This window comes from Nonomuraea sp. NPDC050153 (genome assembly GCF_044460125.1).
In the GTDB taxonomy this organism is placed as follows: Bacteria; Actinomycetota; Actinomycetes; order Streptosporangiales; family Streptosporangiaceae; genus Nonomuraea.
Window position 1 is genome coordinate 39,500 of the sequence record NZ_JBITJQ010000052.1, and the last position, 25,389, is coordinate 64,888.

28 protein-coding genes and 1 riboswitch are annotated in these 25,389 nt (G+C 67.6%); of the genes, 17 read left to right on the forward strand and 11 right to left on the reverse strand.

The features are described 5' to 3' along the window. Positions 1 to 18: 18 nt before the first annotated feature. The 7 genes from ACIBQ1_RS58035 to ACIBQ1_RS58065 all read right to left on the reverse strand — a co-directional run bounded on the left by ACIBQ1_RS58035 (position 19) and on the right by ACIBQ1_RS58065 (position 4,545). Positions 19 to 252 (reverse strand): excisionase family DNA-binding protein, encoded by a 234-nt coding sequence (locus ACIBQ1_RS58035; protein WP_397291852.1) that lies wholly within the window; start codon positions 250 to 252, stop codon positions 19 to 21. Then, positions 249 to 1,865, reverse strand: a complete 1,617-nt coding sequence (locus ACIBQ1_RS58040) for a replication initiator (RefSeq protein WP_397291854.1) — start codon at positions 1,863 to 1,865, stop codon at positions 249 to 251. The genes ACIBQ1_RS58035 and ACIBQ1_RS58040 overlap by 4 nt, the downstream gene beginning before the upstream one ends. Beyond that, a complete protein-coding gene (locus ACIBQ1_RS58045) occupies positions 1,862 to 2,020 on the reverse strand; it encodes a hypothetical protein (protein WP_397291855.1) in 159 nt (52 codons plus the stop codon). Before ACIBQ1_RS58045 ends, ACIBQ1_RS58040 begins: the two co-directional genes overlap by 4 nt. Next, on the reverse strand, positions 2,017 to 3,441 hold the full coding sequence (locus ACIBQ1_RS58050; RefSeq protein WP_397291856.1) for an FtsK/SpoIIIE domain-containing protein: 1,425 nt from the start codon (positions 3,439 to 3,441) through the stop codon (positions 2,017 to 2,019). Before ACIBQ1_RS58050 ends, ACIBQ1_RS58045 begins: the two co-directional genes overlap by 4 nt. 86 nt (positions 3,442 to 3,527) lie before the next feature. Continuing rightward, complete coding sequence (locus ACIBQ1_RS58055; protein ID WP_397291858.1) at positions 3,528 to 3,848, reverse strand: hypothetical protein; 321 nt, start codon at positions 3,846 to 3,848, stop codon at positions 3,528 to 3,530. Further along, the gene (locus ACIBQ1_RS58060; RefSeq protein WP_397291859.1) at positions 3,845 to 4,126 is read right to left on the reverse strand and encodes a hypothetical protein; all 282 of its coding nucleotides are present in this window, start codon (positions 4,124 to 4,126) and stop codon (positions 3,845 to 3,847) included. Before ACIBQ1_RS58060 ends, ACIBQ1_RS58055 begins: the two co-directional genes overlap by 4 nt. Beyond that, positions 4,126 to 4,545 (reverse strand): plasmid replication, integration and excision activator, encoded by a 420-nt coding sequence (locus ACIBQ1_RS58065; RefSeq protein ID WP_397291860.1) that lies wholly within the window; start codon positions 4,543 to 4,545, stop codon positions 4,126 to 4,128. Before ACIBQ1_RS58065 ends, ACIBQ1_RS58060 begins: the two co-directional genes overlap by 1 nt. 200 nt (positions 4,546 to 4,745) lie before the next feature. On the opposite strand from ACIBQ1_RS58065, the gene ACIBQ1_RS58070 reads away from it, so the two are divergent. After that, a complete protein-coding gene (locus ACIBQ1_RS58070; RefSeq protein ID WP_397291861.1) occupies positions 4,746 to 5,051 on the forward strand; it encodes a hypothetical protein in 306 nt (101 codons plus the stop codon). Positions 5,052 to 5,064: 13 nt separating this feature from the next. Here the strand turns inward: ACIBQ1_RS58070 and ACIBQ1_RS58075 are convergent, their stop codons facing one another. Both ACIBQ1_RS58075 and ACIBQ1_RS58080 read right to left on the reverse strand, forming a co-directional pair. Further along, on the reverse strand, positions 5,065 to 5,796 hold the full coding sequence (locus ACIBQ1_RS58075; RefSeq protein WP_397291863.1) for a GntR family transcriptional regulator: 732 nt from the start codon (positions 5,794 to 5,796) through the stop codon (positions 5,065 to 5,067). Between the two features lie 255 nt (positions 5,797 to 6,051). Next, a complete protein-coding gene (locus ACIBQ1_RS58080; protein WP_397291865.1) occupies positions 6,052 to 6,348 on the reverse strand; it encodes a hypothetical protein in 297 nt (98 codons plus the stop codon). Between the two features lie 349 nt (positions 6,349 to 6,697). Between ACIBQ1_RS58080 and ACIBQ1_RS58085 the strand changes: the two genes are divergently transcribed. From ACIBQ1_RS58085 to ACIBQ1_RS58110, 6 genes are all read left to right on the forward strand, one after another. Beyond that, a complete protein-coding gene (locus tag ACIBQ1_RS58085; RefSeq protein WP_397291866.1) occupies positions 6,698 to 8,080 on the forward strand; it encodes an XRE family transcriptional regulator in 1,383 nt (460 codons plus the stop codon). Continuing rightward, positions 8,077 to 8,619, forward strand: coding sequence for a flavoprotein (locus ACIBQ1_RS58090; protein ID WP_397291867.1), 543 nt, complete (start codon positions 8,077 to 8,079; stop codon positions 8,617 to 8,619). The genes ACIBQ1_RS58085 and ACIBQ1_RS58090 overlap by 4 nt, the downstream gene beginning before the upstream one ends. A 1,030-nt stretch (positions 8,620 to 9,649) precedes the next feature. After that, positions 9,650 to 10,072, forward strand: coding sequence for a nuclear transport factor 2 family protein (locus ACIBQ1_RS58095; RefSeq protein WP_397291869.1), 423 nt, complete (start codon positions 9,650 to 9,652; stop codon positions 10,070 to 10,072). A 57-nt stretch (positions 10,073 to 10,129) separates the two neighbouring features. After that, complete coding sequence (locus tag ACIBQ1_RS58100; protein ID WP_397291870.1) at positions 10,130 to 10,270, forward strand: hypothetical protein; 141 nt, start codon at positions 10,130 to 10,132, stop codon at positions 10,268 to 10,270. A gap of 2 nt (positions 10,271 to 10,272) precedes the next feature. Further along, on the forward strand, positions 10,273 to 10,899 hold the full coding sequence (locus tag ACIBQ1_RS58105) for a uridine kinase (protein ID WP_397291871.1): 627 nt from the start codon (positions 10,273 to 10,275) through the stop codon (positions 10,897 to 10,899). A 38-nt stretch (positions 10,900 to 10,937) separates the two neighbouring features. Further along, complete coding sequence (locus ACIBQ1_RS58110) at positions 10,938 to 12,248, forward strand: TrpB-like pyridoxal phosphate-dependent enzyme (protein ID WP_397291873.1); 1,311 nt, start codon at positions 10,938 to 10,940, stop codon at positions 12,246 to 12,248. A 35-nt stretch (positions 12,249 to 12,283) separates the two neighbouring features. Here ACIBQ1_RS58110 and ACIBQ1_RS58115 read toward each other — a convergent pair whose 3' ends face one another. Then, the gene (locus ACIBQ1_RS58115) at positions 12,284 to 12,361 is read right to left on the reverse strand and encodes a 50S ribosomal protein bL37 (protein WP_371252575.1); all 78 of its coding nucleotides are present in this window, start codon (positions 12,359 to 12,361) and stop codon (positions 12,284 to 12,286) included. Between the two features lie 145 nt (positions 12,362 to 12,506). Here ACIBQ1_RS58115 and ACIBQ1_RS58120 point away from each other — a divergent pair, with 145 nt between their 5' ends. The 4 genes from ACIBQ1_RS58120 to ACIBQ1_RS58135 all read left to right on the forward strand — a co-directional run bounded on the left by ACIBQ1_RS58120 (position 12,507) and on the right by ACIBQ1_RS58135 (position 16,071). Then, positions 12,507 to 13,286: a DeoR/GlpR family DNA-binding transcription regulator gene (locus ACIBQ1_RS58120; RefSeq protein WP_355373446.1), complete on the forward strand. Its 780-nt coding sequence runs from the start codon at positions 12,507 to 12,509 to the stop codon at positions 13,284 to 13,286. Further along, positions 13,283 to 14,362: a galactose-1-phosphate uridylyltransferase gene (gene galT, locus ACIBQ1_RS58125; RefSeq protein WP_397291874.1), complete on the forward strand. Its 1,080-nt coding sequence runs from the start codon at positions 13,283 to 13,285 to the stop codon at positions 14,360 to 14,362. Before ACIBQ1_RS58120 ends, galT begins: the two co-directional genes overlap by 4 nt. Positions 14,363 to 14,426: 64 nt before the next feature. Next, positions 14,427 to 14,568, forward strand: a riboswitch (cyclic di-AMP (ydaO/yuaA leader). 5 nt (positions 14,569 to 14,573) lie between these two features. Next, on the forward strand, positions 14,574 to 15,536 hold the full coding sequence (locus tag ACIBQ1_RS58130; RefSeq protein ID WP_397291876.1) for a hypothetical protein: 963 nt from the start codon (positions 14,574 to 14,576) through the stop codon (positions 15,534 to 15,536). A gap of 31 nt (positions 15,537 to 15,567) precedes the next feature. After that, positions 15,568 to 16,071 carry a DinB family protein gene (locus ACIBQ1_RS58135; RefSeq protein ID WP_397291877.1) on the forward strand — a complete coding sequence of 168 codons (504 nt, stop codon included), beginning with the start codon at positions 15,568 to 15,570 and terminating at the stop codon, positions 16,069 to 16,071. Between the two features lie 45 nt (positions 16,072 to 16,116). On the opposite strand, the gene ACIBQ1_RS58140 is transcribed toward ACIBQ1_RS58135, so the two are convergent. Beyond that, positions 16,117 to 16,593, reverse strand: coding sequence for an ATP-binding protein (locus ACIBQ1_RS58140; protein ID WP_397291879.1), 477 nt, complete (start codon positions 16,591 to 16,593; stop codon positions 16,117 to 16,119). Between the two features lie 233 nt (positions 16,594 to 16,826). Between ACIBQ1_RS58140 and ACIBQ1_RS58145 the strand changes: the two genes are divergently transcribed. The 6 genes from ACIBQ1_RS58145 (at position 16,827) to ACIBQ1_RS58170 (ending at position 24,987) form a co-directional block, all read left to right on the forward strand. Further along, positions 16,827 to 17,693, forward strand: coding sequence for a helix-turn-helix transcriptional regulator (locus ACIBQ1_RS58145; protein WP_185067264.1), 867 nt, complete (start codon positions 16,827 to 16,829; stop codon positions 17,691 to 17,693). A gap of 200 nt (positions 17,694 to 17,893) precedes the next feature. Next, positions 17,894 to 19,282, forward strand: a complete 1,389-nt coding sequence (tig, locus tag ACIBQ1_RS58150; protein WP_397291880.1) for a trigger factor — start codon at positions 17,894 to 17,896, stop codon at positions 19,280 to 19,282. A gap of 320 nt (positions 19,283 to 19,602) precedes the next feature. Next, positions 19,603 to 20,235 (forward strand): ClpP family protease, encoded by a 633-nt coding sequence (locus tag ACIBQ1_RS58155; protein WP_397291883.1) that lies wholly within the window; start codon positions 19,603 to 19,605, stop codon positions 20,233 to 20,235. A gap of 14 nt (positions 20,236 to 20,249) precedes the next feature. Further along, on the forward strand, positions 20,250 to 20,873 hold the full coding sequence (locus ACIBQ1_RS58160; protein ID WP_355373426.1) for an ATP-dependent Clp protease proteolytic subunit: 624 nt from the start codon (positions 20,250 to 20,252) through the stop codon (positions 20,871 to 20,873). 184 nt (positions 20,874 to 21,057) lie between these two features. Then, the gene (gene clpX / locus ACIBQ1_RS58165) at positions 21,058 to 22,341 is read left to right on the forward strand and encodes an ATP-dependent Clp protease ATP-binding subunit ClpX (RefSeq protein ID WP_188192332.1); all 1,284 of its coding nucleotides are present in this window, start codon (positions 21,058 to 21,060) and stop codon (positions 22,339 to 22,341) included. A 72-nt stretch (positions 22,342 to 22,413) separates the two neighbouring features. After that, on the forward strand, positions 22,414 to 24,987 hold the full coding sequence (locus ACIBQ1_RS58170) for a valine--tRNA ligase (RefSeq protein ID WP_397291882.1): 2,574 nt from the start codon (positions 22,414 to 22,416) through the stop codon (positions 24,985 to 24,987). Positions 24,988 to 25,389: the final 402 nt, after the last annotated feature.

Consider the following 25,389-nt stretch of genomic DNA (forward strand, 5'->3'; position numbering starts at 1 on the left):
CACGTGCGGTCTTGGCCATTACGCGGCCCTCCTACGGCGCGTGGTGGTGATCGGTTCGACGAGCCCCGTCGCGATGAAGGCTTCAAGTGCCGCTTCGGGGATACGGACGTTGCGTCCGACGTGGATGAAGGCGATCCGCCGTTCCTCGATCAGCCGTCGAGGGAAGCGGACCGAGGTGTTCAGCCGTTCGGCGGCCTGTTCCACGGTGAGCAACCGGCCCTGAGCCCAGTCGGGGAGCGTGGTGGGGGTCATGCCGCCCTCCCCAGGTCCTCAGTTGCCGAAAGATCTTGGCCGTCTGCTTGGGCCTGGAGTTGGGCCATGTGGGCGCGCCAGCGCTGCCGTTCGGCCACCGTGCGCAGGAGGCGGACCGCCAGCGGGGCCACGTTGGCGTCTCCGGCCGGAACGGGCTTCCAGACGTAGCGGTGGGGATCCGGTGGTGGCTGGTCGGTCTGCCCGAGGGCTTCCAGGACCCAGGTACGACGGTCCTGCTTGTGTTCGGCCAGGGTTTTGTTCGACCACTTGCGGGAGACCAGGACGCGCCGTCCGGCGTAGCCGAGGTGATCGGGCTTGTGGGCTTTGCCCCGGCACCGGCCGGGAGCCATTCCGGGTTTGGCGCCCTTGGGCTGGATGCCGTAGCGGAGCCAGTTCACGCACGTGGGCGAGCAAGGCTCGAACCGCAGCGCTTCGGCCAGCCGTCCGGCATGCTCGCGTTGCGCCGGGTTGTCGGAGTCGAGGCTGTCGCCGAGGGATTTGGTCAGGTACTTGGACAGGTACCGGATGCACTGGTCGGCGTCCGGAGTGCCGGCCAGCACGCCCTGCACATCGACCTGAACGCCGAAGCGCAGCACGTGCAGCGGTTCGGCCGCCTTGTCGGCGTCGAGCTGGTCGAGCGCCTCGTCCCACGTCGGGAGCACCTCACCGGTTGCCGGGTCGAGGTAGCCGATCCCGTCGTCCCAGATGGGCAGGTGGTCACCGTCGAAGACGACCCGATCGACGGCAGGCCACCACACCTGGTGGTAGGTGGCCGCCGCGATCTGCTTGATCTCCGCGCGGGGGAGGGTGCCCCGGATGGCCATGTGCAGGTGCGGGGCGAGCCGCTTCTGAGGCTCTACCGTGGCGAAGTACTGCACGTCGTAGCCCGCGACGCGGCGCAGGTTCTGCACGAACCGATCGACCAGCTTGGAAAAGTGCAGCGCATCCCGGGCCGCCGCCGCGTAGTCGTAGGTGTCGGGATCGACGGGTACCCCATCGCGGATCTTGCCGTATGACGGCAGGGTGAGCGTGACGAACAGCGAAGGCCGGTAGACCTTGCCGTCCGAGCTGGTGAACGTGCGCCCCAGCGTGGTGGCCGTCATCTTGCGCTTGGGCAGGTCCGGGGCGTCCTGCCGCCGCCGCGTCGAGCGGTTGCGCTTGGGGGCGGTCCGGCCGAGCACGTTGCCGCGCATGCCCGCTTCGTTGATCTCGGCATCGATGCCCTCGATGGCGGCGTCCCAGTCGGAGGTGTCTTCGCCAAGCCAGGCGGCTTGGTCACGGTGGGCTTGCAGGTCGGCGCGGAACTCGATCAGCCAGCGTTGTTCGTCGTTGGGTTGGTCCGGGGTGATGGCCGGCTCCTGGTCGAGGTGCCAGCCCTCCCGACATTGCGCCATGCGGAGCTGCCGGTTGCGCTTGGCGCACGGGGGACATGTGGCATCCAGGGTGGCCCCGCAGGGAACGTCTACGATCTCCCAGGTTCCGGTGTGGGTGTCGAGCCGCTTGAGCGGGACGGGCCGGATGCACACGCCGTACTGCTTGGCGACCTCTTCGGCCACCTGGCGGGCCAGGGGCATGGCCTGCCGCACGGCGCGGGGTAGGGGGCGATGGGTCATGCAGTCCTCCCGTCGGCGGCGTCGGTGGTGACGAGTGCGGTCTGGCCGCACTCGCGGCACTCGACCAGGCCCGCCGCCACGTCCATCCACAGCGCGTTCTCGGTGCGGCAGACCGAGCAGCGCAGCCCGTCGAGAACGTGGGCCAGCAGCCTCATCGGCTCTCACCCCCTGTGAAGGCGGCGACCAGGGCGCGGATGTCGTGATCGGAGACGTAGGCAGCCCGGACCCGGATCGGGTCAGGGGAGGTCTCCAGCCGGACGTAACCGACGCCCGCGCCCAGCTCGGGGTTCGCCGAGATCCGATCGGCCAGCGCTCCCCGGTCCCGTGCGCCGTCGCCGAGGACCATGTCCACCTGTTCGGACTCGTCCAGCCGGAGGGCGATCTTGTCGGGGAACAGGTTGCGGATGGTCATGACCTCCTTGCGAGGGTCCTGGAGCGCCGCCAGGACGCCGACGCCGACCGCCCGTCCCTGGGTGGTGAGCGTGGCCAGAGCGGCGGAGACGCGCCGTTTCAGGTCCTTGTCTGCCTGGTAGGCGGTCAGGAATGCGACCTCATCGACGATCACGAGGATGAACGGGTCCTTGACGGTGGGTGTGTGGGAGCGCTGGACTCCGCCGAAGCGGGTGGCCCGTTCCTGCATGACCTTGACGGCCTGCTCCAGCAGGTCGGCGCACTCTTCCGGGGCGGCGGCGTACCGGGCGCCGAACAGGGCACGGCCGAAGGACAGCTCCATCAGCTTGGGGTCCAGCGCCCAGATCTCGACCAGGCCCGCCAGGACGGCCGGGATGAGAGCGCGGATGGTGGACCAGATGATTGAGCCCTTGCCCGCTCCGGTGGCGCCCGCCGCCAGGACGTGAGTGCCGTGGATCTTCAGCAGCCATGGCTCGCCGTTCTCCTGGATACCGATCTTGATGGGTCCCACGGTCGGTTCTGGTGGGGTCGGGATCGCTGGCAACGGCGTGGCCAAGGGGTCACGTCGGGGGAAGGTCAGGACGAGCCGCCCGGCGCGGAGGATCGAGACGCGGCAGGAGGACGCGCCGAAGCCGTGCGCGAGGGCGTCGATGCGGTCGGCCCAGTCCTTGACGGCTTGGCCGTCGAGCATTCGTATGGTGACGGTGTCGGCCCAGGCGTTGCAGGTGACCTTGCTGAGGTGGGGCAGGTAGTCACGGCCGCGTAGGTGTCGGCCTAGCCCGGAGATGATCATGACCGGTTGCCAGTGGCGGCGGTAGACCCAGATGAGCCGCCACCAGGCCAGCAGTCGCCAGCCGACCCAGTGAGCGAACGAGGCGCGATCGATGACGGCCCAGGTGATGAGCCCTACTGGGACCGGCGCGACGAGAAGGAGCGCGGTTTGCCAGCCGTACAGCCAGCACAGTGCGGACGGCACCGCCAGGACAACGGAGACAACGGGGTGTCGCCAGATCGTACGGACGAGCCCAGCGAGCAGCCGCCAGGTGAGAATGACGATGGTGAGGATGGCGGGGGTGGTGACGACGGCCGGGCGGAAGACGACGGCCGTGTCGGGAGTGGTGGAGACGAGGTTGCGCGCCTCGTCGCCGGGAAGCCTGCGGAACATAAGCTAGGTGCCTCTCATGAGTGAGATCAGGGAGAAGATCGGGGGCCGCCGGAAGTTGCCGCTTCTGGCGGCCCCGCCTTGCCTGGTCAGGCCGCCGTGTCGGTGGCGGTCTTGTCGGTGGCCGACTGGTCAGCGTGCAGGCACTCGCAGTCGGCCAGGTAGCGAGCAGCAGCGTTGAAGATCTCGCGGGCAGTGGCCAGGTCGGCGTCAGTGACCCGGCCGGCGCCAGTGGTGGAGATGTGCACCTGGGCCTCGTGCGAGGTGAATTCCAGGAACGGGCGCGGGTTGCTGAGCAGCATCCCGGCGCTGACGCGCAGCCGAGGCGTGTAGAACGAGACGCCCAGATGCGGGGCGTCGTCCGGTCGCATCGACAGCGTGACGTAGGTGTACGGGCCGAGGTTGCTCATGCGGCCCTCCTCGTGGCAGTCGTCTCACGGGTGTCGCCCAGGGCGAGCAAGGAGCGCTCGACCGATCGGGCGTAGCGGGCGGCCTCGCGGGCGAGCCGGCGCGCGAACGTCAGGTCCTCTGTGGTCACGGGTCCTCGCGTGGTGACCAGGACGCAGGTGGCTCCGAAGTCGAGCGCGAGCACAGGCTCACGGTGGCCGTAGGGGTGGAGCAGGGTTCGGGCGGTCCGGCCGGTGGTCAGCCGGATCACGCTGGTTCGAGGGGTACGGCGACGGGTCATCAGGCGGCGTCCTTTCCGGCCTTGTTCGGGGTGGTCTGGGCGGTCGGGCGGGGAGCGTGCATCTCGTGGACCTTGATCGAGTAGGCGAGACGGCCGGCGGCGTTGACGTACGGCGTGACGGACATGCCGTCGAACTCGACCGGCGTGAACGGAAGCCCCGGCATCGGCTGCGGGGGCACCGGCTGCACCGGCGCGAGGATCTTGACCGCCACCGTTTTCTGGGCGGGCTTGAGGGTCGGGTCACCGTCCATGACTGCGACCTGCCAGACCAGCTCTGCGGTCTGCTTGTCGCGGGCCTGCACGAACCGCCCGTTGGACGAGGCGTCGAAGTCCTTGACGGGCTCGACCTCGCCGACGACGTAGCAGCCGTGCGGGAAGACCATGGCGAAGGTGACGGGGATGGGACCTTGCAGAGCCATGACGGCTCCCCTCTTGGATGTCTGACACTTGACCTATCAAGTGATGCTCTGAGAATACGACTGGCAAACTTGGTAGGTCAAGTGCCTAGGAGTGGGTGACGGCGATCTAACCAGCCGGATACGTCACGATGCCATGTTGTGTCACGCTTGGCGCCGAACGCTGCTGGGCTATCCGAGGCGTCAGAGGAACAATCCGGATCATGAAATCGGATCCGCCGGGCAAGGACGCCGCCTGGCCATGGATGCTGTTCCTCTTATGGATCTTGGGCACACCCCTCCTGGGCGTGCTGTGGTTCAGCTATGGCTTTGCCCTCATCGGAGGGGAGGCGAGGAACGGGCAGCTCTCGCAGATCTGCGGGAACGCCATGCTGCTCGTCGGTTTCGGCACGCCCGTGCTGGGGCTCACCCTCGCCCTCGTGTCCAGGCGGCGCACCGCCACCATCGTGTTCGGCCTGGCCCTGCTCGCGGTGGCCGCTCTCTGGGTGTGGCTAGGGCTGCGCAAGTAACCGAAAGAGTTGGTCAGCTGATTGGGTAGGCGTCTTCCAGTTCATGACGATCGGCCGGAAGAAGCACTTCAACTACGACCAAGGGCCGGCCGGAGGCATCACGGACAGCCCCGAAGACCGCCAGGAGCGGCACATTCTTGGGCATGCCGAGCTGCTTGGCCTCCTGAACGGTGGGCATCCGGGCGGTGATCTGCTCCACAATGTGATCGAAACGGACGCCCTTGCGCGATTTCAGATGCTCACGGATGCCCTGCGGCAACGGCTCGCCACTGGTCAGGTCGGTGCCCTCCGACAGTTCCAGAGGTAGCCACAGCGAGACCAGCTCAGTCGGCTCGCCATCACGGACTACGAGGCGTCGGCGCAGGAACGCCTTGCTCTTGGGCTGTGCATCCAGCAACGCCGCCACCCGATTGGGAAGAGCGACGGCGCCGGCCTCGACCAGCTCGCCGGGGGCGTTGGTCTCCGGGTTGGTCAGGTACGCCTGCCCGGGGCGGTTGGGCTCCACGGCTGCCATCGCGGGACGGCCGCGCACGAAACGCCCCTTGCCCTGCTGGGACTCAATCCAGCCCTGCTCACGTAGCACCCGCAGCGCGGCGACAACGGTAGGGCGCGAGACGCCGAACTCTTGGATGAGCTGGTGTTCACTGGGGAGGAGGGAGCCGGGCGGGTACGTTCCCGCCTCGATACGCCGTTGAAGTGCCTGTACAAGCTGCGCATACTTCGGCGGTACGGACTCTAGCGACATTCTGACCGTCCAACACCCGACAGGTTGTTTTACCAAGTTGAGCGTATCCCGACTCGGACCGTCTGTCCACGTCGGTTCAGGTGACGCAAGCCGTCCAGAACGCGCCCGGCAGGCTGGACCAGCAGAAGGGGCCGGGGGTTAGCCCCTTGGTGGCGCTGCCGCGCAGCCTGCCGGGACGATGAGGCGCGACGAGGCAGGGGAAAGAACGCCCGACCCCCTCCGATCGGGCACTGTCACCGCCTCGCCGCGCCCGCCTCAGAGACCCTTGACGTACTCGGCCAGGGTCGAAGCGGCTCCCTGCGGGTCGTCGGTCGGGTGCCGCCTGTTGGTGTTGTCCCAGGAGTAGAAGGCTCCGCCGTACCCGACGAACACCCACACCGGCAATGCCCCGGCAGGGCGAACCACCATCAGGGCACTGTTGTTGTCGCGCAACTCGGCATGCACACCGATCTCCGCGAGCTGATCACGCAACGTGATGAGCTTTACCGCCTCGTCGTGATGGCTGATCGCCTCGCTGATCCTTTCCATCGACACGGCCATGATCGGATTCATCTCCCGCTCCCTTCGGCCTGGCCTCTTCCGAGGCAGTCGAGACACTCCTGCTCCCCAATCCGTTCGGGCTCCTCCCCGTCGTTGCCGATCAGGAGGGCGCGGCGCGAGCTCCGCAGCTTGTAACCGAGCCCTCGACACGCAGGGCAGAGCCTTGCCTCGCTGTTCTCGTCTGGCCGGGTCACCGTCGCCATCTCCTTGCGAGTCGTTCGGTACTCCCTGTGGCGGAAGTCCGTTTGACGTACCGTGGTTGATTGATGGCAAGTTCACCGGCAAAGCAGAATGAGGGGACCTGCTAAGAGGCCCCCCTCTTAACCCCCTTTTCGATCCACCATCGGAAAGCAGGCCAGGTATGCCCGAGGCAACACCCAATGTGCTACTTCGGAACTGGCGGCAGCAGGCCGATTTGACCCGCGCCGAAATGGCGAAAATGGTCAACCTCACCAAGAGCGGGATCAAGTACAACCTCGCCTGCGACGAGGAGCGCATACGCCGCTGGGAGGCAGGCGAGGTCACCTGGCCGCGCGAGCCGTACCGACTGGCCTTAACCGAGGTCACCCACCAGGACCCGGAAGACCTGGGCTTCGCGCCCACCAAGCGCACCCGCACGCACACGGATTCCCGCAAAGCGGTTGATACCCTTGCAAATGCACCACGCGCTGTGAATCTCGTCGAAAGAGGAGAGGACGAGAACGTGCGACGCCGCGAATTCGTCGGCCTCACGGGGGCCGCCCTGTTCAGCTCAGTAGTCGGACAGCCCAGCCCCACCCAGGACACCGGCCTCAATATCGAAAATCTCGCCGCCGCACTCGTCGACTACTCCACTCCCGCAGACGGCCCGATCGACCTCGATGCACTCGCCACCGCAGTCAGCACCGCCAAGCGCAACTACCAGGCATGCCGATACACCCAGGTGACCGCCAAACTGCCGGCCCTGCTCAGCAAACTCCGCGCCGCCAGCACCACGCTGCACGGCGACGATCAGCTACGGGCTCACATGCTGTGCGCCGAGGCGTACCACGTGACCGCCTCCATCCTGCTCAAACAGGAGGACAAGGGACTCGCCTGGCTCGCCGCAGACCGCAGCGTCCAAGCCGCCCACGCCAGCCAGAGCCCCCTCATGATCGGCTCAAGCTCCCGCATCATCACCCACGCCCTCATGGACGGCGGACACCACCACGCCGCCACCGACGCCGCCCGCAGCGCAGCCCAACGCATGGACGCCGACCTCACCACCCCTTCCCCCGACGACCTGTCCATCTACGGATCCCTCCTGCTACGCGGAGCCGTCGCCGCCGCCAACACCGGCAACCGGCACAACACCGTCGAACTCCTCGACGAAGCCGCCGAAGCAGGCACACGACTTGGCCACGACGGCAACCACATGTGGACCGCGTTCGGTCCCAACAACGTCCTGTGCCACCGGGCCAACGTCGCCCTCCGCCTCGGGGACGCCGGCACCGCCATCGACTACGCCCGCCAGGTCGAGCTGGACAAGCTACCGATCAACGAACGCAAGGCCACGCTGCTACTCGACACCTCCCGCGCGTTCCTGATGTGGAACCAGCACGACAAGGCCCTGCACATCCTTCGCGCCGCAGGCGAGATCGCCCCCGAGGAAATCACCGGCCGCCCCGCGGCTCTCCGGCTGGTACGTGACATCCTGGCAACCGCCCCGATCAGCGTCCGCCGCGAAGCCCGCGAATACGCGGCCACCCTGGGAGTCAGCGCGTGACCCAACCCGGCAAGGTCCTCCACATCATCGTCTGCGCAGCAGGACCCGCCCCCAACGTCGGCCACCTCGTCACCCTCGCCCAAGACCAAGGCTGGACCGTCCAGGTCATCGCTACCCCGCCGGCCCTCGACTTCATCGACATCCCCGCGTTGGAGAAGCAGACCGGCCACGCTGTCCGCAGTCAGTACCGCAAGCCGGACGAGCCGAAGTCGCCTCGTGCTGACGCGATCATCGTTGCCCCCGCTACGTACAACACGATCAACAAGTTCGCCCAAGGCATCGCCGACACCTACGCCCTAGGAGTTCTCTCCGAAGCCCCAGGCTTGGGCATCCCGGTTGTCATCTTGCCGTTCGTCAACAGCGCCCTGGCCTCCCGCACGCCATTCCGCCGCAGCATTGAGGACCTACGCACCGATGGCGTGCACGTCCTGTTCGGCCCAGACCAGTTCGAGCCACATCCGCCGAGTTCGGGAGGCGACCGCATCGACGCCTATCCCTGGAAACGCGCACTCACAGAACTTGCCGAATTGATCTCATAGGTATCAAGCGGCGGCGCGGCGCGCCGCCGTACGCCCCGCGCCGCCGTCCCGCGCTGCGCGTGCGGCCTGGGGGCCGTTCTCGCGCGAGCGCCGCGCGGGGCATCGCCGTACGCCCGCCCCGCCGTACATCCCCGAACCCACCGACCAAGCGCCGCACCGCCGCACTGGACCGGGCGCGTCATCAGAGGCAGACGTTCAAGCATGCCTCCGGCGGGGGCCTCAGGCTCCGAGATGATCGCGACCACACACAATGCGGGGTGGTTGACAAGGTGGGCCTGATCTTCCCGTCGCCGTCGCCCAGGACAAGCCCGAGCAGACCAGAGGGCAGGGGCGAAGGTCGTTCTTCCAGCGGGGAGCTCCACCTTCACCCCTGCCCTCTGGCCCGCTCCCCTGACGGGTGGGACGACGGCGACGGGAAGATCAGGCAGGGTGGTCGGCGGGGGTCGAAATTCCAGAGCGCTGCCGGTGCCTGACTGTCTACCCTTGATCGGAGAGAGAAAGGGAATCCCCATGATCAGGCGCAAGGGGCGATACCGCTGGAGAACCAGGCTTCGCAGACGGTTGCCGTGGTATCTCATCGATCTCGGCGTAGCAGGGAAAGGTCGCCGTGATTGCCGTGATCATGAGTGGTACAACCATGACGATCAAGTGGATCTCTGCTATCACTGCGAGGTTGGCGAGCGCTCACACGTCGCCTGATAAAGGTTAGGACGCCACGCCATGGTCGGCAGCGCGTGCCCGCTACGTGCCCGACAGGGCAGTGATTCACGGGGAGTGGCGGTGTGTCGTGGATAGCCTGAATCTTCCCTCCGCCTGCACCTCAGCAGCTCACGAAATCACGTACCGAAATCTTCCAAACTAGCTACGCGGGTTCGATTCCCGTCGTCCGCTCCACAGGCAAAAGGCCAGGTCAGCCTCATGAGGCGACCTGGCCTTTGTGGTTTTCGCCATTTCTTCCAGATCTTCCGGGTCGGCCGCCTTACCTCGGAGGTAATCGACGTGCCTCACCCCGGGCCGAGAGGGTTGCGGCATGAGTGATGACACCCGTGACGTCGTGGAAGAGTTGCTGCGCCGGATGGCCGAGGGCGATCACGAGCGGACGGCCGAGTTGTTCGCCGAGCCGATCGACTGGCAGCTCGACTGGCCCGCCGAGGGGCATCCGGCGGTGCCGTGGATCATCCCGAGGTCCAGCCGGGTCGATGTGGCGGATCATTTCCGGTCGTTGGAGGCCCATCACGTGCCCGAGCTGAACGGCACGTCGGTGACGCGGATCCTGGTCGACGGCACGCACGCCGTGGTCCTCGGAGAGATCGCACAGACGGTGCGGGCCGACGGCACGGCGTACACCTCGCCGTTCGCGCTGCACCTCACCGTTGAGGACGGGCTGGTCACCCGCTATCACATCTACGAGGACAGCCTCACGGTCGCGCGGGCTCTCGGCGCGCGGGTGTGACCCGCTCCTGAGGGCCGGGGATGACCCGGCCACCGGGCATGTGCCTATACTCCGCAGGTGGCTGCTGAGACGATCTTCGGGATTCCGGCCCGGTGCGAAGGCGATCCGGCTCGGGCGGCCGTCGTCCTGCCCGCCTGCCCCCTCCTGAGGGACGTGACCGCGGAGACGGACCGGTTCGTGGCGGGACTGCGTCCCTAGGCATGCGTGCGCGAGCGATCTCCCGTGACGGCCTGGTCGAGGAGCTGGCCGAGCTGGTCGCCGGGCGGCCGGGGTGGGTGCGGGTGGCCGTCGACGGGGCCCCGGCGGCGCGCCCCGAGACGCTGGCCGACGAGCTGGTCGCTCCGCTGCGGTTGCGCGGGCGGCCCGTGCTGCGCGTGTCGGCGGGCGACTTCCTGCGGCCCGCGTCGCTGCGTCTGGAACACGGCAGGACCGATCCCGACGTCTTCTACGAGGACTGGCTCGACGTCAAGGCGCTCCGGAGGGAGGTGCTGGAGCCCTTGGACGAGGGCGGCTCGGGACGGGTGCTGCCGCGGCTCTGGGACAGCCGCGTCGACCGGGCGTACCGGGCGCCGTACGAGGAGCTGCCCCCGGGCGGCGCGCTGGTCGTGGACGGGACGCTGCTGCTGGGACGGGGGCTGGCGTTCGAGGTGAGCGTGCACGTGTGGTTGTCGGCGGGGGCACTGGAGCGCGGGACCCCCGAGGACGAGCGGTGGCGGCTGCCCGCGTACGAGCGGTACGAGCGTGAGGCACGGCCCCAGCAGGCCGCCGACGTCGTGGTCAGGGCCGATCACCCCGGCAGGCCGGCCGTCATGACCCGCGACGCGTGATGCTGGAATGCGGAGCGTGAGCGGCGCAGACTGGGGCGATGATCCCCAGCGACTGGTACAACATCGTTCCCGACCTGCCCGCTCCGCCTCCGCCGCCGCTGCATCCGGCGACGCGCGAGCCCGTGGGGCCCGGCGACCTGGCTCCGCTCTTCCCGATGGAGCTGATCGGGCAGGAGGTGAGCGGTGAGCGGTTCGTCCCGATCCCGCAAGAGGTGCTCGACGTCTACCGGCTCTGGCGGCCGACGCCGCTGATCCGGGCCCGCCGGCTGGAGAAGGCGCTCGGCACGCCGGCCAGGATCTACTACAAGTACGAGGGCGTCTCGCCCGCGGGCTCGCACAAGGCGAACACGGCCGTGCCCCAGGCGTACTACAACGCCCGCGAAGGCGTGCGGCTGCTGACCACGGAGACCGGCGCCGGGCAGTGGGGGTCGGCCCTGGCGTTCGCCTGCTCCCAGTTCGACGTCGAGTGCCAGGTCTGGATGGTGCGCGCCTCGTACGACCAGAAGCCGTACCGCCGCTCTCTCATGCAGGTGTACGGCGCCACCGTCCACGCCAGCCCGTCACCCGTCACCGGCTCGGGCAGCAAGGTCCTGGCGGACGACCCGGACTCGCCCGGAAGCCTGGGGATCGCGATCAGCGAGGCCGTCGAGGTGGCCGCCGCCACGCCCGACGCCCGCTACGCGCTCGGCTCGGTCCTCAACCACGTGCTCATGCACCAGACCGTGATCGGCGAGGAGGCGCTGCGACAGCTGCCCGAGATGCCGGACCTGGTCATCGGCTGCACCGGAGGCGGCTCGAACTTCGCCGGCCTCACCTTCCCGTTCCTGCGCGAGAAGTTGGCCGGGCGGATCCGGACGGTGTTCAGGGCGGTCGAGCCGGCCGCCTGTCCGTCGTTCACGCGCGGCGTGTACGCCTACGACTTCGGCGACACCGCGGGCCTCACGCCGCTGCTCAAGATGCACACGCTGGGGCACGGGTTCGTCCCCGACCCGATCCACGCGGGCGGCCTGCGCTATCACGGCATGTCGCCGCTGCTGTCGCACATGTACGAGCTGGGCCTGTTCGAGGCGGTCACCCGCGCCCAGAGCGAGTGTTTCGAGGCCGGTGTCCGCTTCGCCAGGACCGAGGGCATCGTGCCCGCCCCGGAGCCCACGCACGCGCTCGCGGAGACGATCGCCGAGGCCCTGCTGTGCAGGGAGAGCGGCGAGGAGAAGGTGATCCTGACGGCGCTCTGCGGCCACGGCCACTTCGACCTGGGCGCGTACGACCGCTACCTGGCCGGGGGACTGGAGGACTACACGCTCCCGCAGGACCGCATCGAGCAGGCGCTGAGCGAGCTGCCCGGATGAGGGCGGGGTGGCCGCCGTGAGAGGCGGCCACCCGGTCAACGCGCCGTGGGGCGCTTGCCGTGGTTCGCCTTCTTCTTCTTGCGTGCCTTGCCCTTGCGCGCGCGCCTGGCCATAAGCTCGCCTCCGATGATCGGCCAATGATCGGGTACGCCACGAGCCTCTCCCGCCCGCGCTGACCAGCGCAAGCGCAGCACGCGAACTAACATTCCCCAACAATTTCGTGTCATAATTTGGTGGAATCTGTTGGAAGGAGCGGGCGTGCTCGCACAGCAGCGTCAGCAGACGATCCTCGAACGCGTGCGCAGCAACGGCGGTGTCCGGGTCGCGGACCTGGTCCGCGAGCTCGGCGTGTCCGACATGACCATCCGCCGCGACCTTGAGGTGCTGGCGGAGCGCGGGCTGCTGGAGAAGGTGCACGGCGGCGCCACCGCCCTCGGCCCCGGCTCCACCGAGGAGCCGGGCTTCACCGCCAAGTCGGCCCGCCAGCAGCAGGAGAAGGAGGCTATCGCGCGCCGCGCGGCCGGCCTCGTCCGGCCCGGCACGGCCGTGGCGCTCTCGGCGGGCACCACCACGTGGGCGCTGGCCCGCCACCTGATCGCCGTCCCCGAGCTGACCGTGATCACCAATTCGATCCCCGTCGCCGAGGTCTTCCACCGCAACCCGCGTCCCGACCGCACGGTCGTGCTGACCGGCGGCGTACGCACGCCGTCCGACGCGCTGGTGGGCCCGGTGGCCGTGGCGGCGATCCGCCGCCTGCACGTGGACACGTTGTTCCTCGGAGTGCACGGGATGAGCGTGCGGGCCGGGTTCACCACCCCCAACCTGCTGGAGTCGGAGACCGACAGGGAGCTGGTGACGGCCGCCCACCGGCTGGTGGTCCCCGCCGACCACACGAAGTGGAACACGGTCGGCATCAGCACCATCGCCGAGCTGACCGAGGCCGACGTGGTCATCAGCGACGCGGGGCTGCCTGAGGACGCACGCATGGAGCTGGCCGAACGGGCCGGAGAACTGATCATCGCGGAGGGCTCGCCTTGAAGCGCACCATCACCCACCTGGCCGACGGCCGTGAGCTGATCTATTTCGATCGGCGGGACGACGCCGACAGGAGCGCGATCGACCGGCGGGTGCTCGACCCCCGGCCGGTGGCCTCCGAGCTGCGGTACGACCCGCTGACCGAGGAATGGATCGCGATGGCGGGGCACCGGCAGACGCGCACGTTCCAGCCGACCGGCTCGGCGAACGAGTGCCCGCTGTGCCCGTCGTCGGCCACGAGGTCGACGGAGGTCCCGGCGTACGACTACGACGTGGCGGTGTTCGAGAACCGATTCCCCTCCTTCTCCGGAAATTTCGGGACTTATGTGGATCCAGGGGGCCTGAGCGAGGTCCGGCCGGGGGTGGGGCGGTGCGAGGTGGTCTGTTTCACCTCGGAGCATTCGTCGTCCTTCTCCAAGCTCTCCAGCGATCAGGTGGAGCTGGTCATGGAGGCGTGGGCCGACCGGACGGCCGAGCTGTCCGGGATCGAGGGCGTGGAGCAGGTGTTCTGCTTCGAGAACCGGGGCGAGGAGATCGGCATCACGCTGGCCCATCCGCATGGCCAGATCTACGCGTACCCGTACGTCACGCCCAGGACCAAGCTCCAGCTCGCCGCCGCCAGGCGCTACTCGAAGGGCAACCTGTTCGCCGACGTGCTGGCCGCCGAGCGGGCCGCCGGGACGCGCGTGGTGGCCGCCAACGAGCTGTGGACGGCGTTCGTGCCCGCCGCCGCGCGGTGGCCGTACGAGGTGCACGTCTACCCGCACCGGCACGTGCCCGATCTGGCCGCGCTGACGGAGGAGGAGCGGTCGGCGTTCGCGCCGCTCTACACCTCGGTGCTGAGGGCCTTCGACGACCTGTTCGGCGTGGTGATGCCGTACATCTCGGCCTGGCACCAGGCGCCCGTGCGGCAGGACCGCGAGCTCGGCTATCTGCACCTGGAGCTGTTCAGCATCAGGCGGGCGCCGGGCAAGCTCAAGTACCTGGCCGGGTCGGAGTCCGCGATGGGGGCCTTCGTGAACGATGTGCTGCCGGAGGAGGCCGCACGGATGCTTCGATCACAGGTAGATCACTATTAGATTTCTAATGGGGGTCGCGTGACTCGTGATCTACCACTAATATCCCTTTTGTGGCTGCCGTAACAGCAGTCACGCGCCTAATCCCGGGCGAGTCGCCCGGGAGCCGGGGACCCATTTGCACCTGGGGTGAATCCACTTCGGTGGTAGGGCACGCAGCTCCCAGCCCGAACCCGTCAGCTAACCCGGTCGGCAGAGGGAGAGGAACATCCACGTGGCGGCTCCGTCCCCCGCGGCCCTTGCCATCAGCCTCCTGGCCGCGGCCGCCGTCGGCCTCCTGCCGGCGACCGCGGCCTCGGCCTCGGCGGCCCCCAAGCCGTCCGAGACCCAGCTCCGCGCCCAGCTGAAGCAGCTCAACGGCAAGGTCGACAAGCTCATCGAGAGGTACAACCTCAAGCGGGTCGAGCTGGCCAAGGCGCAGGCGGCCGCCAAGGCGGCCAAGGAGCGACTGGCCGCCGCGGAGCAGGCGCTGGCCACGGCCGAGCAGCGGGTCGGCGACCTCGCCAGGATGCGGTACCAGAACCACGACCCCTCGTTGCCCTCCGCCCTGATGGTCCAGAACGGGGGTGGCGCCGCCCTGCTCGAACAGCTGACGGCCGAGCAGCAGGCGCTGGTCCAGGGCGTGGCCAAGGCCCGCGACGACAAGAAGAAGGCCTCCGACGAGGCCGCCGCGCTCGCCGCCCGGATCGGCGTGGACGCCAAGGACGTGTCCGAGCAGCGCGACGAGGCCGAGGACGTCATCGACGACATCAAGAAGAAGCTCCAGGACCTCGTGCCGTTCGGCCCCGGCCGTCAGTCCAACGGCAGTTGGGCGCCCGAGCTGCCCACGGGCTCGGACAACATCACGGCCCGTACGCGGCTGATGAAGGCGGAGCTGGAGAAGAACTTCAAGCTGCCGTTCACGGTGGGCTGCTTCCGCTCGGGCTCAAGCGGCGAGCACCCGCTGGGGCGGGCCTGCGACTTCATGATGAGCGGCGGCGGCTCGATGCCGTCGGCCATCAACAACGCCCTGGGCGACCGCATCGCGGAGTGGGCGCTCAAGAACAAGGGCAAGCTCGGCGTCAAGTACGTGATCTGGAAGCAGCGCATCAACATGGGCTCGGGCTGGCGGGGGATGTCGGACCGCGGCAGCATCACCGAGAACCACTTCGATCACGTCCACATCTCTATGTACTGAACCGGCGCATTGGGCCCTAAGGTCGGACATCGTGACTGAAGACACCCGGATCCCGCCGGCTCTCACCGGCGACGAGCGGACCACGCTGAACAACTGGCTCGAATGGCACCGCGCCACCCTCGCCTTCAAGTGCGCGGGCCTGTCGGACGATCAGCTGCGCCTGCGCTCCGCCTCACCCTCGACCCTGTCCCTGCTCGGCCTGGTCAGGCACATGGCGCACGTCGAACGCAGCTGGTTCCGCCGCGTGCTGAACGGCGAGGATCTTCCCAAGCTCTGGGACAAGGACCGCGACAACGACGCCGACTTCAAGGAGGTGGACACCGCCTCCGTCAAGGAGGCCTTCGCCACGTGGGAGGAGGAGATCGAGCGCGCCCGCGCCATCTCGGCCGCCAAGCCGCTGGAGGCCGTCGGCGACCGCAACGGACAGGCCTGCACCCACCGCTACATCCTCATCCACATGGTCGAGGAGTACGCCCGGCACAACGGTCACGCGGACCTGCTGCGCGAGCGCATCGACGGGGCGATCGGCGACTGACGGGGGATCGGGGCCCGGATCAGGACCCCGGATCAGTGTCCTGGATCAGTGCTCGGTGCGGAACAAGGCCCACACGGCCTTGCCGCCGCGGGCCAGCGGGTCCCAGCCCCAGCACTGGCTGTAGGTCTCGACGATGTAGAGGCCGCGCCCGTTCTCCGAGATGAAGTCCGGCTCCTTGGGCCGCGGCACCTCGTCGCTGGGATCGGCCACCGCCAGCAGCACGTGCGGCTGTACGCGCATCAGCAAGAGCTCGATCTCCCGCCGGCCCGCCGCGTACATCGCGTACCGCACCGCGTTCGTGACCAGCTCCGAGACCACCAGCGCGGCGTCGTCGCTCAGTTCGTGCAGGCCCCAGCCCTTCAGGGTCGAGCGGGTCACGTCCCTGGCCGTCTTCACGGAGTCGGCCTGAAAGGGCAGCGGGCACGAGGTCGTGTACGGCTTCCCGCCCATGAGGAGGTGGTCGAAGCCCACTTCCCGGGTGATCTGCAAGGCATCGGCAGTGGCCAGAGGATCCTCCACCATTCTGCCGATACCTCCCCGTTCAGCCCGAGTTAGTGCATGTTTGGCCCAATATGCACTAAGCCATCATGGGTCACGATCGCTGCACCTGCAAGACCCAAATGCACGTGCACTTGCATTGTGCAGTAGCAAGCTCTGTTTTGGGGCGTAACTCTGCGAATCGGACACGGGGTTGAGACCTTGTCATAACCGGCAATGTGGTGTCACTGTGTGTGCGGACCTTGATAGGAGGCAAAGTGACGCAGAACCAGCCGGGTTCCGGGCCGACGGCGCTGCGCATCCTCCTGGGCTCCCAGCTGCGTAAGCTCAGGGAAGCGAAGAACGTCACTCGTGAGGAGGCGGGCCACCTCATCCGTGGCTCGGAATCCAAGATCAGCCGCATGGAGCTGGGCCGAGTGGGGTTCAAAGAACGGGACGTGGCGGACCTGCTGACCCTCTACGGGGTCGTCGACAAGCAGGCCCGTTCCGCCGTACTCGACCTGGTGGCCACCGCCAACGAGCCTGGTTGGTGGCACCGGTTCAACGATGTCCTGCCCACGTGGTTCCAGGCGTACGTCGGCCTTGAAGAGGCCGCCGCCAGGATCAGGACCTACGAGGTCCAGTTCGTGCCAGGACTCCTGCAGACCAAGGAGTACGCAAGGGCCGTCGTGACCGCCGGATCGGCGGGGATCGGGGCCGAGGAGATCTCCAGAAGAGTGGATCTCCGGCTGGAGCGCCAGCGGATGTTCGACAGACCTGACGGGCCAGTGTTCTGGGCCGTGATCGACGAGGCCGCGCTACGACGCCCCATCGGTGGCGTCGAGGTGATGCGGGCCCAGATCGAGCACCTCATCGACTTGATGCGCCAGCCCAAAATCACGATTCAGATCATGCCGTTCAGTTTCGGCGGGCACAGCGCGGAAGGCGGGGCGTTCAGCGTCCTGCGCTTCCCCGACACCGACCTGCCCGACGTGGTGTACGTCGAGCAGCTGGCCAGCGCGCTCTACCTCGACAAGCGTGAGGACGTGGACCGATACACCGAGGTGATGGAGCGGCTCTGCGCTGTGAGCACCACTCCGGACGAGACGGTCGAGCTCCTGCGGACGATCGCGGACGAGTTCTGACGGACGGTTACGGATGATCGCGGGCGACTTGTGACGGCGCGGACGTCGTTGTTGGGTACGCATCTGCCCTAGACTGGCCATCGGCGTTGGATCCCGCCGAAGCGGAGCATGCCCAACACCGCTCATGTGGGCGCGGCGCGTGTGCCGTCACCGATGGACGCGCCCGCGATCACTCGTAGCTTGATCAAGGAGACCATTCCGTGAAGACCGCTGTCGAGGAGCTCAGCCCGACCCGGGTCAAGCTCACTGTCGAGGTGCCGTTCGACGAGCTGCGCCCGAGCATGGATGCGGCGTACAAGAAGGTCGCGCAGCAGGTGCGCGTCCCCGGGTTCCGGCCTGGCAAGGTTCCGGCCCGCATCATCGAGCAGCGCTTCGGTCGGGCGGTGGTGCTGGAGGAGACCCTCAACGACGCGGTGCCCAAGCTGTACGGCAAGGCCGTCGACGAGGTCGACGTCTTCCCCGTCGCCCAGCCCGACATCGAGGTCACGAAGATCGAGGACGGTGAGCAGATCGAGTTCACCGCCGAGGTCGACATCCGGCCCAACTTCGAGGTTCCCGCCTACCAGGGCCTCGAGGTCACTGTCGACTCCGCCGAGGTCTCCGACGAGGACGTCGACGCCCAGCTCGACGCGCTGCGCCAGCGCTTCGCGACGCTGTCCGGCGTCGAGCGCGCGGCCGCCAACGGCGACTTCGTCGTCATGGACCTGCGTGCCGAGATCAACGGCGACAACATCGAGGAGCAGCAGGCCAGCGAGGTCTCCTACGAGGTCGGCGCCGGCTCCGTGCTCCAGGGCCTGGACGCCGCGCTCGAGGGCATGTCCGCGGGCGAGGAGAAGAGCTTCAAGACCGAGCTGGTCGGTGGCGAGAACGCCGGCGAGGAAGCCGACGTGATCATCAACGTCAAGTCGGTCAAGGAGAAGGTCCTGCCCGAGCTCGACGACGAGTTCGCCCAGCTCGCGAGCGAGTTCGACACGCTCGACGAGCTCAAGGCCAGCATCCGCGAGCAGGCCCGCCGCAACAAGCTGATCGACCAGGTCGTCCAGGCCCGCGAGAAGGCCCTCGACACGCTGCTGGAGCAGATCGACATCCCGCTGCCGGACAGCGCGCTCAAGGCCGAGGTCGACGCCCGCAAGCACAACCTCGACCACCAGATCGCCGAGAGCGGCCTGAGCCGCGACGCCTTCTTCCGTCTCTACCAGACGACGGAGGAGGAGCGCTTCGCCGAGTTCGAGACCAACTCCGCCCGCGCGATCAAGGTCGGCTTCGTGCTCGACAAGATCGTCAAGGCCGAGGAGCTGGGCGTCTCCGAGCAGGAGCTGACCAACTTCGTCGTGCGCCGCGCCATGGAGATGGGCGTTCAGCCCAACGAGCTGGCCAAGCACCTCGCCGACAACGACCAGCTCACGCTGGCCATGGTGGAGATCGTGCGCGACAAGGCCAAGTCGGTGCTCGGCGACGGGGCCAAGGTCGTCGACACCGAGGGCAACGAGGTGGACCTCAAGGCGATCTACGCCGAGATCAACGGCCAGGAGGTCGTGGAGGAAGAGGCCGCCGAGGACACGCCCGCCGAGGAGAAGTCCGAGGCGTAACCGCCCTCTCGTTCGTTTCCGAAGCCCCCGGCCGCCCGGCTCGGGGGCTTCGGCCTTTCCAGGACGTTCAGGGAAAGAGCGTGCGGGCCGTGTGCGGCCCTCAGAGGGCTCGTGAGCATCCCAAGGGCCTCGACGGGGCCCAGGTGCCGGTCGCGCACCCAGCAGGCCGTGCGCGGCGCTTCAGGGAGCCGCGCCCCAGGAGGGCACGACGAACCTGCGCCGTCAGCGAACAGTCCCGGGGACCGGGCATGAGCTGTGCGCGGCGCGCGTTAAGGTCACAAGCAAAGCCAATCGATTACGACGCATCGGAAGGTGACGCTGTGACCAGCCCGCCGACCTTCTATCAGCCTGAGTCGCGAGGCCGTGAGAACGGCTCGTCCTTCCGGCTTGAGGACCAGCTTTACCAGCGCCTGCTCCGGGAGCGGATCATCGTGCTGGGGCAGGAAGTCAACGACGAGATCGCCAACCGGATCTGCGCCGAGCTCCTCCTGCTCGCGGCCGACGACCCCGACCGTGACATCACGCTCTACATCAACTCGCCGGGTGGCTCGGTGAGCGCTGGCATGGCCATCTACGACATGATGGAATACGTACCGAACGACGTTTCCACGGTTGTGATGGGCATGGCCGCTTCGATGGGGCAGTTCCTGCTCACCGCGGGCACCAAGGGCAAGCGGTACGCGTTGCCCCATGCCAGGGTCATGATGCACCAGCCGTCCGGAGGCATCGGCGGCACCGCGGCCGACATCGCCATCCAGGCCGAGCAGATGCTCTATGTGAAGAAGACACTGGCCGAGCGGATCGCCTACCACACAGGCCAGCCGCTGGATCAGATCGAGGCCGATTCCGACCGCGACCGCTGGTTCACGGCCGAGGAAGCCAAGGACTACGGCTTCATCGACCACGTGGTCCGCAGCGCGCGGCAGGTGCCCTCGCAGGGCCCGGTCTCCTAAGGGGGAGTAGAGAAGTGAATATCCAGAGCCGCTACGTTCTCCCCTCCTTCGTCGAGCGCACGTCATATGGCGTGAAGGAGATGAACCCGTACAACAAGCTCTTCGAGGACCGCATCATCTTCCTCGGAGTGCAGATCGACGACGCGTCGGCCAACGACGTGATGGCCCAGCTGCTGACGCTGGAATCGCTCGACCCCGACCGTGACATCAGCATCTACATCAACTCGCCGGGTGGCTCCTTCACCGCCATGACGGCGATCTACGACACGATGCAGTTCGTCCGGCCGGAGATCCAGACCGTCTGCCTGGGCCAGGCAGCCTCGGCCGCGGCCGTGCTGCTGGCCGGCGGCACCCCGGGCAAGCGTTTCGCGCTGCCCAACGCCCGGGTGCTGATCCACCAGCCGTCCACCGAGGGTGGCGGCCAGGGCAGCGACATCGAGATCCAGGCCCGCGAGATCCTTCGCATGCGGTCCCTCCTCGAGGACATCGTGGCGAGGCACTCCGGGAAGACCTCCGCTGAAGTCCGCAAGGACATCGAACGCGACAAAATTCTCAACGCGGACGAGGCAAAGGCGTATGGTCTGATCGATGACATCATCCCGTCCAGGAAGAAGCGCGCTCAGGCCGTGGCTTCCTAGACGAGACGTGACGCACCGGGGCGCTGCCCAATAGGGCACGTTCCGGTGCGACTCGCCGCTAGGGGGCTCACTGAGGGCCCAGAAGACGGTAACGTCGAAACCTGAGCGGTTCGGCCAAGTCCGGAGGATGTCCGGAGACACTGCTCGCAGGAGCAGGGCGGTCCCACGCAAAGGAGTATCTGGGGTGGCACGCATCGGCGACGGGGGAGACCTGCTGAAGTGCTCTTTCTGCGGAAAGAGTCAGAAGCAAGTCAAGAAGCTCATTGCCGGTCCAGGCGTCTACATCTGCGATGAGTGCATCGATCTCTGCAACGAGATCATCGAGGAGGAGCTGTCCGAGTCCTCCGAGCTCAAGTGGGACAACCTGCCCAAGCCGAGGGAGATCTACGAGTTCCTCGACGCCTACGTCATCGGTCAGGACAAGGCGAAGAAGGCCCTCTCGGTGGCGGTCTACAACCACTACAAGCGGGTGCAGTCGGGCGACCGGGGCAGAGACGACGGCCTCGAGCTGGCCAAGAGCAACATCCTGCTGCTCGGGCCGACCGGTTCGGGCAAGACGCTGCTGGCGCAGACCCTGGCGAAGATGCTCAACGTGCCGTTCGCCATCGCCGACGCCACCGCGCTGACCGAGGCGGGATACGTCGGCGAGGATGTGGAGAACATCCTCCTCAAGCTCATCCAGGCCGCCGACTACGACGTCAAGAAGGCCGAGACCGGCATCATCTACATCGACGAGGTCGACAAGATCGCCCGCAAGAGCGAAAACCCGTCGATCACGCGCGACGTCTCCGGTGAGGGCGTGCAGCAGGCGCTGCTGAAGATCCTGGAGGGCACCACGGCGAGCGTGCCCCCGCAGGGCGGGCGCAAGCACCCGCACCAGGAGTTCATCCAGATCGACACCACCAACGTGCTGTTCATCTGTGGCGGCGCGTTCGCCGGTCTGGAAAAGATCATCGAGTCGCGCATCGGCAAGAAGGGCATCGGCTTCAACGCGATCATCCGGTCGAAGGAAGAGGTCGACACCGTCGACATCTTCGGCGACGTGATGCCGGAGGACCTGCTGAAGTTCGGCATGATCCCCGAGTTCGTCGGCCGTCTGCCGGTCATCACCTCGGTGCACAACCTCGACCGCGAGGCGCTCATCCAGATCCTCACCGAGCCGCGCAACGCGCTGGTCAAGCAGTACCGCAAGCTGCTCGAGCTCGACGGGGTGGAGCTGGAGTTCACCGACGGCGCCCTTGAGGCCATCGCCGACCAGGCCATCCTGCGCGGCACCGGCGCCCGCGGGCTGCGCGCGATCCTGGAGGAAGTGCTCCAGTCGGTGATGTACGAAGTGCCGTCGCGCCAGGACGTGGCCCGCGTGGTCATCACCCGCGAGTCCGTGCTCGAACACGCCATTCCGACTCTCGTACCCCGCGACCAGCTTGCCGCCAAGCAGCAGCGCACGCCGCGGGAAAAGTCGGCCTGATCCCATAAACCCAAGGCAAGCGCCCCGGCGGAGTCGATCCCTGGGGCGTTTCGCTTTCCCACCTCCCTAGAATTGGTCACCGTGAGAACGCCAGAGCTGCCCACCCAGTACACCCCGGCCGACGTCGAGACCCGGAGCTATGATCGCTGGGTATCCCAGGGGTACTTCACCGCCGACCCGGGCAGCTCGCGCGTGCCGTACAGCATCGTCCTGCCCCCGCCCAATGTGACGGGCGTCCTGCACATCGGGCACGCGCTCGACCACTCCATCCAGGACGCGCTGACGCGGCGCGCCCGCATGGAGGGGCGCGAGACCCTCTGGCTGCCCGGCATGGACCACGCCGGCATCGCCACCCAGAACGTCGTCGAGCGCGAGCTGGCCAAGGAGGGCAAGTCGCGCCACGACCTCGGACGCGAGGCGTTCGTCGAGCGCGTCTGGGAGTGGAAGGAGGAGTCCGGCGGCCGGATCCTCGGCCAGATGCGCAAGCTCGGCGACGGCGTCGACTGGTCGCGCGAGCGGTTCACGATGGACCCCGGGCTCTCGCGGGCCGTTCAGACGATCTTCAAGAAGCTGTTCGACGACGGGCTGATCTACCGCGCGGAGCGGATCATCAACTGGTGCCCGCGCTGCCTGACCGCGCTGTCCGACATCGAGGTGGAGCACAGCGAGGACGAGGGCGAGCTCGTCTCGATCCGCTACTCCGACGAGATCGTGGTGGCCACCACGCGCGCCGAGACGATGCTCGGCGACACGGCCGTGGCCGTTCACCCCTCCGACGAGCGGTACGCGCACCTGGTCGGCACGATGGTGGAGCTGCCGCTCACGGGGCGCATGATCCCCGTGGTCGCCGACGAGCACGTCGACCCGGCCTTCGGCACCGGCGCGGTCAAGGTGACCCCCGCCCACGACCCCAACGACTTCGAGATCGGACGGCGTCATTCACTGCCGTCGCTGACCGTCATGGACGAGCGCGGCATCATCACCGCGCACGGCCCCTTCCAGGGGCTCGACCGTTTCGAGGCCAGGCCCGCCGTCGTCGCCGCGCTGCGCGCCGAGGGCCTGATCGTCGCCGAGAAGCGCCCCTACCTCCACTCGGTCGGCCACTGCTCGCGCTGTAAGACGGTGGTCGAGCCCAGGCTGTCACTGCAGTGGTTCGTGAACGTCGGGCCGCTGGCCAAGGAGGCCGGCGACGCCGTCCGCGACGGCCGCACCCGCATCCACCCGCCGGAGCTGGCCAAGCGCTACTTCGACTGGGTCGACGACATGCACGACTGGTGCATCTCCCGGCAACTCTGGTGGGGGCACCGCATCCCGGTCTGGTACGGGCCGGAGGGCGAGGTCGTGTGCGTGGGCCCCGACGAGGAGCCGCCCGCCGGCTACACACAGGACTCCGACGTCCTCGACACCTGGTTCTCCTCGGCGCTGTGGCCGTTCTCGACGCTCGGCTGGCCGGAGCGGACGCCCGCGCTGGAGCGCTTCTACCCGACCTCCGTGCTGGTCACCGGATACGACATCCTGTTCTTCTGGGTGGCCAGGATGATGATGTTCGGGCTCTACGCCATGGACGGCGAGCCGCCGTTCCGCGTCGTCGCGCTGCACGGCATGGTCCGTGACCAGTACGGCAAGAAGATGTCCAAGTCGTTCGGCAACGTGGTCGATCCCCTTGACTGGATCGAACGCTTCGGCGCCGACGCCACCCGCTTCACCCTGCTGCGCGGCGCCAACCCCGGCGCCGACGTCGCGGTGAGCGAGGAGTGGGCGGCCGGCTCCCGTAACTTCTGCAACAAGATCTGGAACGCCACCAGGTTCGCCCTGATGAACGGCGCGGCCGTGGGATCGCTGGAAGGGGCCGAGCTGACGGCGGCCGACCGGTGGATCCTGTCGCGCCTGCAGTCCGTGGTGGCGGCCGCGGACGCGGCCTTCGAGGACTACGAGTTCGCCAAGGCGTCCGACCTGCTCTACCACTTCGCGTGGGACGAGGTCTGCGACTGGTACCTGGAGCTGGCCAAGATCCAGCTCGGTGAGGGGCTCGAACACACGAGGCTGGTGCTCGGCCACGTGTTCGACGCGCTGCTGCGGCTGCTGCATCCGCTCGTGCCGTTCGTGACCGAGGAGCTCTGGCGGGCCGTCACAGGCGGCGAGTCGATCGTGGTGGCTCCGTGGCCGGCGGTCGACGCCCGCTACACCGACGCCTCGGCCGAGGCGGAGATCGGCGCGCTCCAGGAGCTGGTGACGGAGGTCCGCAGGTTCCGCTCGGATCAGGGGCTCAAGCCGGGCCAGAAGGTCGCCGCCCGGCTCGGGCTGGCGGACACGCCGCTGGCCGGGCAGGAGAGCGCGATCCGCGCGCTCCTGCGTCTCACGGAGCCTCCTGAGGCTTTCAGGGCCACGGCGAGCTTCACGGTGGGCGGGGTGACCGTGGAGATCGACACCGCGGGTGCCATCGACGTCGTGGCCGAGCGCAAGCGCCTGGAGAAGGACCTGTCCGTCGCCCGCAAGGAGGCCGCGCAGGTGGCCGCCAAGCTGGGGAACGAGCAGTTCATGGCCAAGGCGCCGGAAGACGTGGTGACCAAGGTCAGGAGCCGGGCCGGGCAGGCCGCCGCGGACATCGAGCGGCTTGAGGCACAGCTCGCCGGGCTCGGGGTTTGAACCATACGAACGCGGGGAAGGTCCATTCGTTACCGAAGATGGACCTTCGACGCCGTCGGGGCTGCTACAGTTTTCAACGTAGGGCGGTTGCCCTGCCACCCCTTCTGATCGACTCCCGGCTTTCGGGCGATTCCAGCCGCTTGGTTGGACAAGCGCCGAAAGTTGGAGTAAGTTAGCAGGGTTGCCTCGGAGAGAGGCAAGTCCGGAACCTACCGGATCGGGCGGTTTGACAAGGATCGTCCGGATCTGGTAGACTGAAGGAAATGAAATGTGCGCCTCCGCGCTAGGGTCTCGAAAGATCTTGGCAAGGAAGTACGCGTCCGTTTCTTGAGAACTCAACAGTGTGTTAAAAGCCAGTGCATGAGTAACACATGCATATCCCCGTCATTATTGACGGTTATT

Excerpts from the sequence above, each read along its gene's own strand:
- ACIBQ1_RS58035 (WP_397291852.1), bottom strand. The coding sequence starts at position 252 with ATGACCCCCACCACGCTCCCCGACTGGGCTCAGGGCCGGTTGCTCACC.
- ACIBQ1_RS58040 (WP_397291854.1), bottom strand. The coding sequence starts at position 1,865 with ATGACCCATCGCCCCCTACCCCGCGCCGTGCGGCAGGCCATGCCCCTG.
- ACIBQ1_RS58045 (WP_397291855.1), bottom strand. The coding sequence starts at position 2,020 with ATGAGGCTGCTGGCCCACGTTCTCGACGGGCTGCGCTGCTCGGTCTGC.
- ACIBQ1_RS58050 (WP_397291856.1), bottom strand. The coding sequence starts at position 3,441 with ATGTTCCGCAGGCTTCCCGGCGACGAGGCGCGCAACCTCGTCTCCACC.
- ACIBQ1_RS58055 (WP_397291858.1), bottom strand. The coding sequence starts at position 3,848 with ATGAGCAACCTCGGCCCGTACACCTACGTCACGCTGTCGATGCGACCG.
- ACIBQ1_RS58060 (WP_397291859.1), bottom strand. The coding sequence starts at position 4,126 with ATGACCCGTCGCCGTACCCCTCGAACCAGCGTGATCCGGCTGACCACC.
- ACIBQ1_RS58065 (WP_397291860.1), bottom strand. The coding sequence starts at position 4,545 with ATGGCTCTGCAAGGTCCCATCCCCGTCACCTTCGCCATGGTCTTCCCG.
- ACIBQ1_RS58070 (WP_397291861.1), top strand. The coding sequence starts at position 4,746 with ATGAAATCGGATCCGCCGGGCAAGGACGCCGCCTGGCCATGGATGCTG.
- ACIBQ1_RS58075 (WP_397291863.1), bottom strand. The coding sequence starts at position 5,796 with ATGTCGCTAGAGTCCGTACCGCCGAAGTATGCGCAGCTTGTACAGGCA.
- ACIBQ1_RS58080 (WP_397291865.1), bottom strand. The coding sequence starts at position 6,348 with ATGAATCCGATCATGGCCGTGTCGATGGAAAGGATCAGCGAGGCGATC.
- ACIBQ1_RS58085 (WP_397291866.1), top strand. The coding sequence starts at position 6,698 with ATGCCCGAGGCAACACCCAATGTGCTACTTCGGAACTGGCGGCAGCAG.
- ACIBQ1_RS58095 (WP_397291869.1), top strand. The coding sequence starts at position 9,650 with ATGAGTGATGACACCCGTGACGTCGTGGAAGAGTTGCTGCGCCGGATG.
- ACIBQ1_RS58105 (WP_397291871.1), top strand. The coding sequence starts at position 10,273 with ATGCGTGCGCGAGCGATCTCCCGTGACGGCCTGGTCGAGGAGCTGGCC.
- ACIBQ1_RS58110 (WP_397291873.1), top strand. The coding sequence starts at position 10,938 with ATGATCCCCAGCGACTGGTACAACATCGTTCCCGACCTGCCCGCTCCG.
- ACIBQ1_RS58115 (WP_371252575.1), bottom strand. The coding sequence starts at position 12,361 with ATGGCCAGGCGCGCGCGCAAGGGCAAGGCACGCAAGAAGAAGAAGGCG.
- ACIBQ1_RS58140 (WP_397291879.1), bottom strand. The coding sequence starts at position 16,593 with ATGGTGGAGGATCCTCTGGCCACTGCCGATGCCTTGCAGATCACCCGG.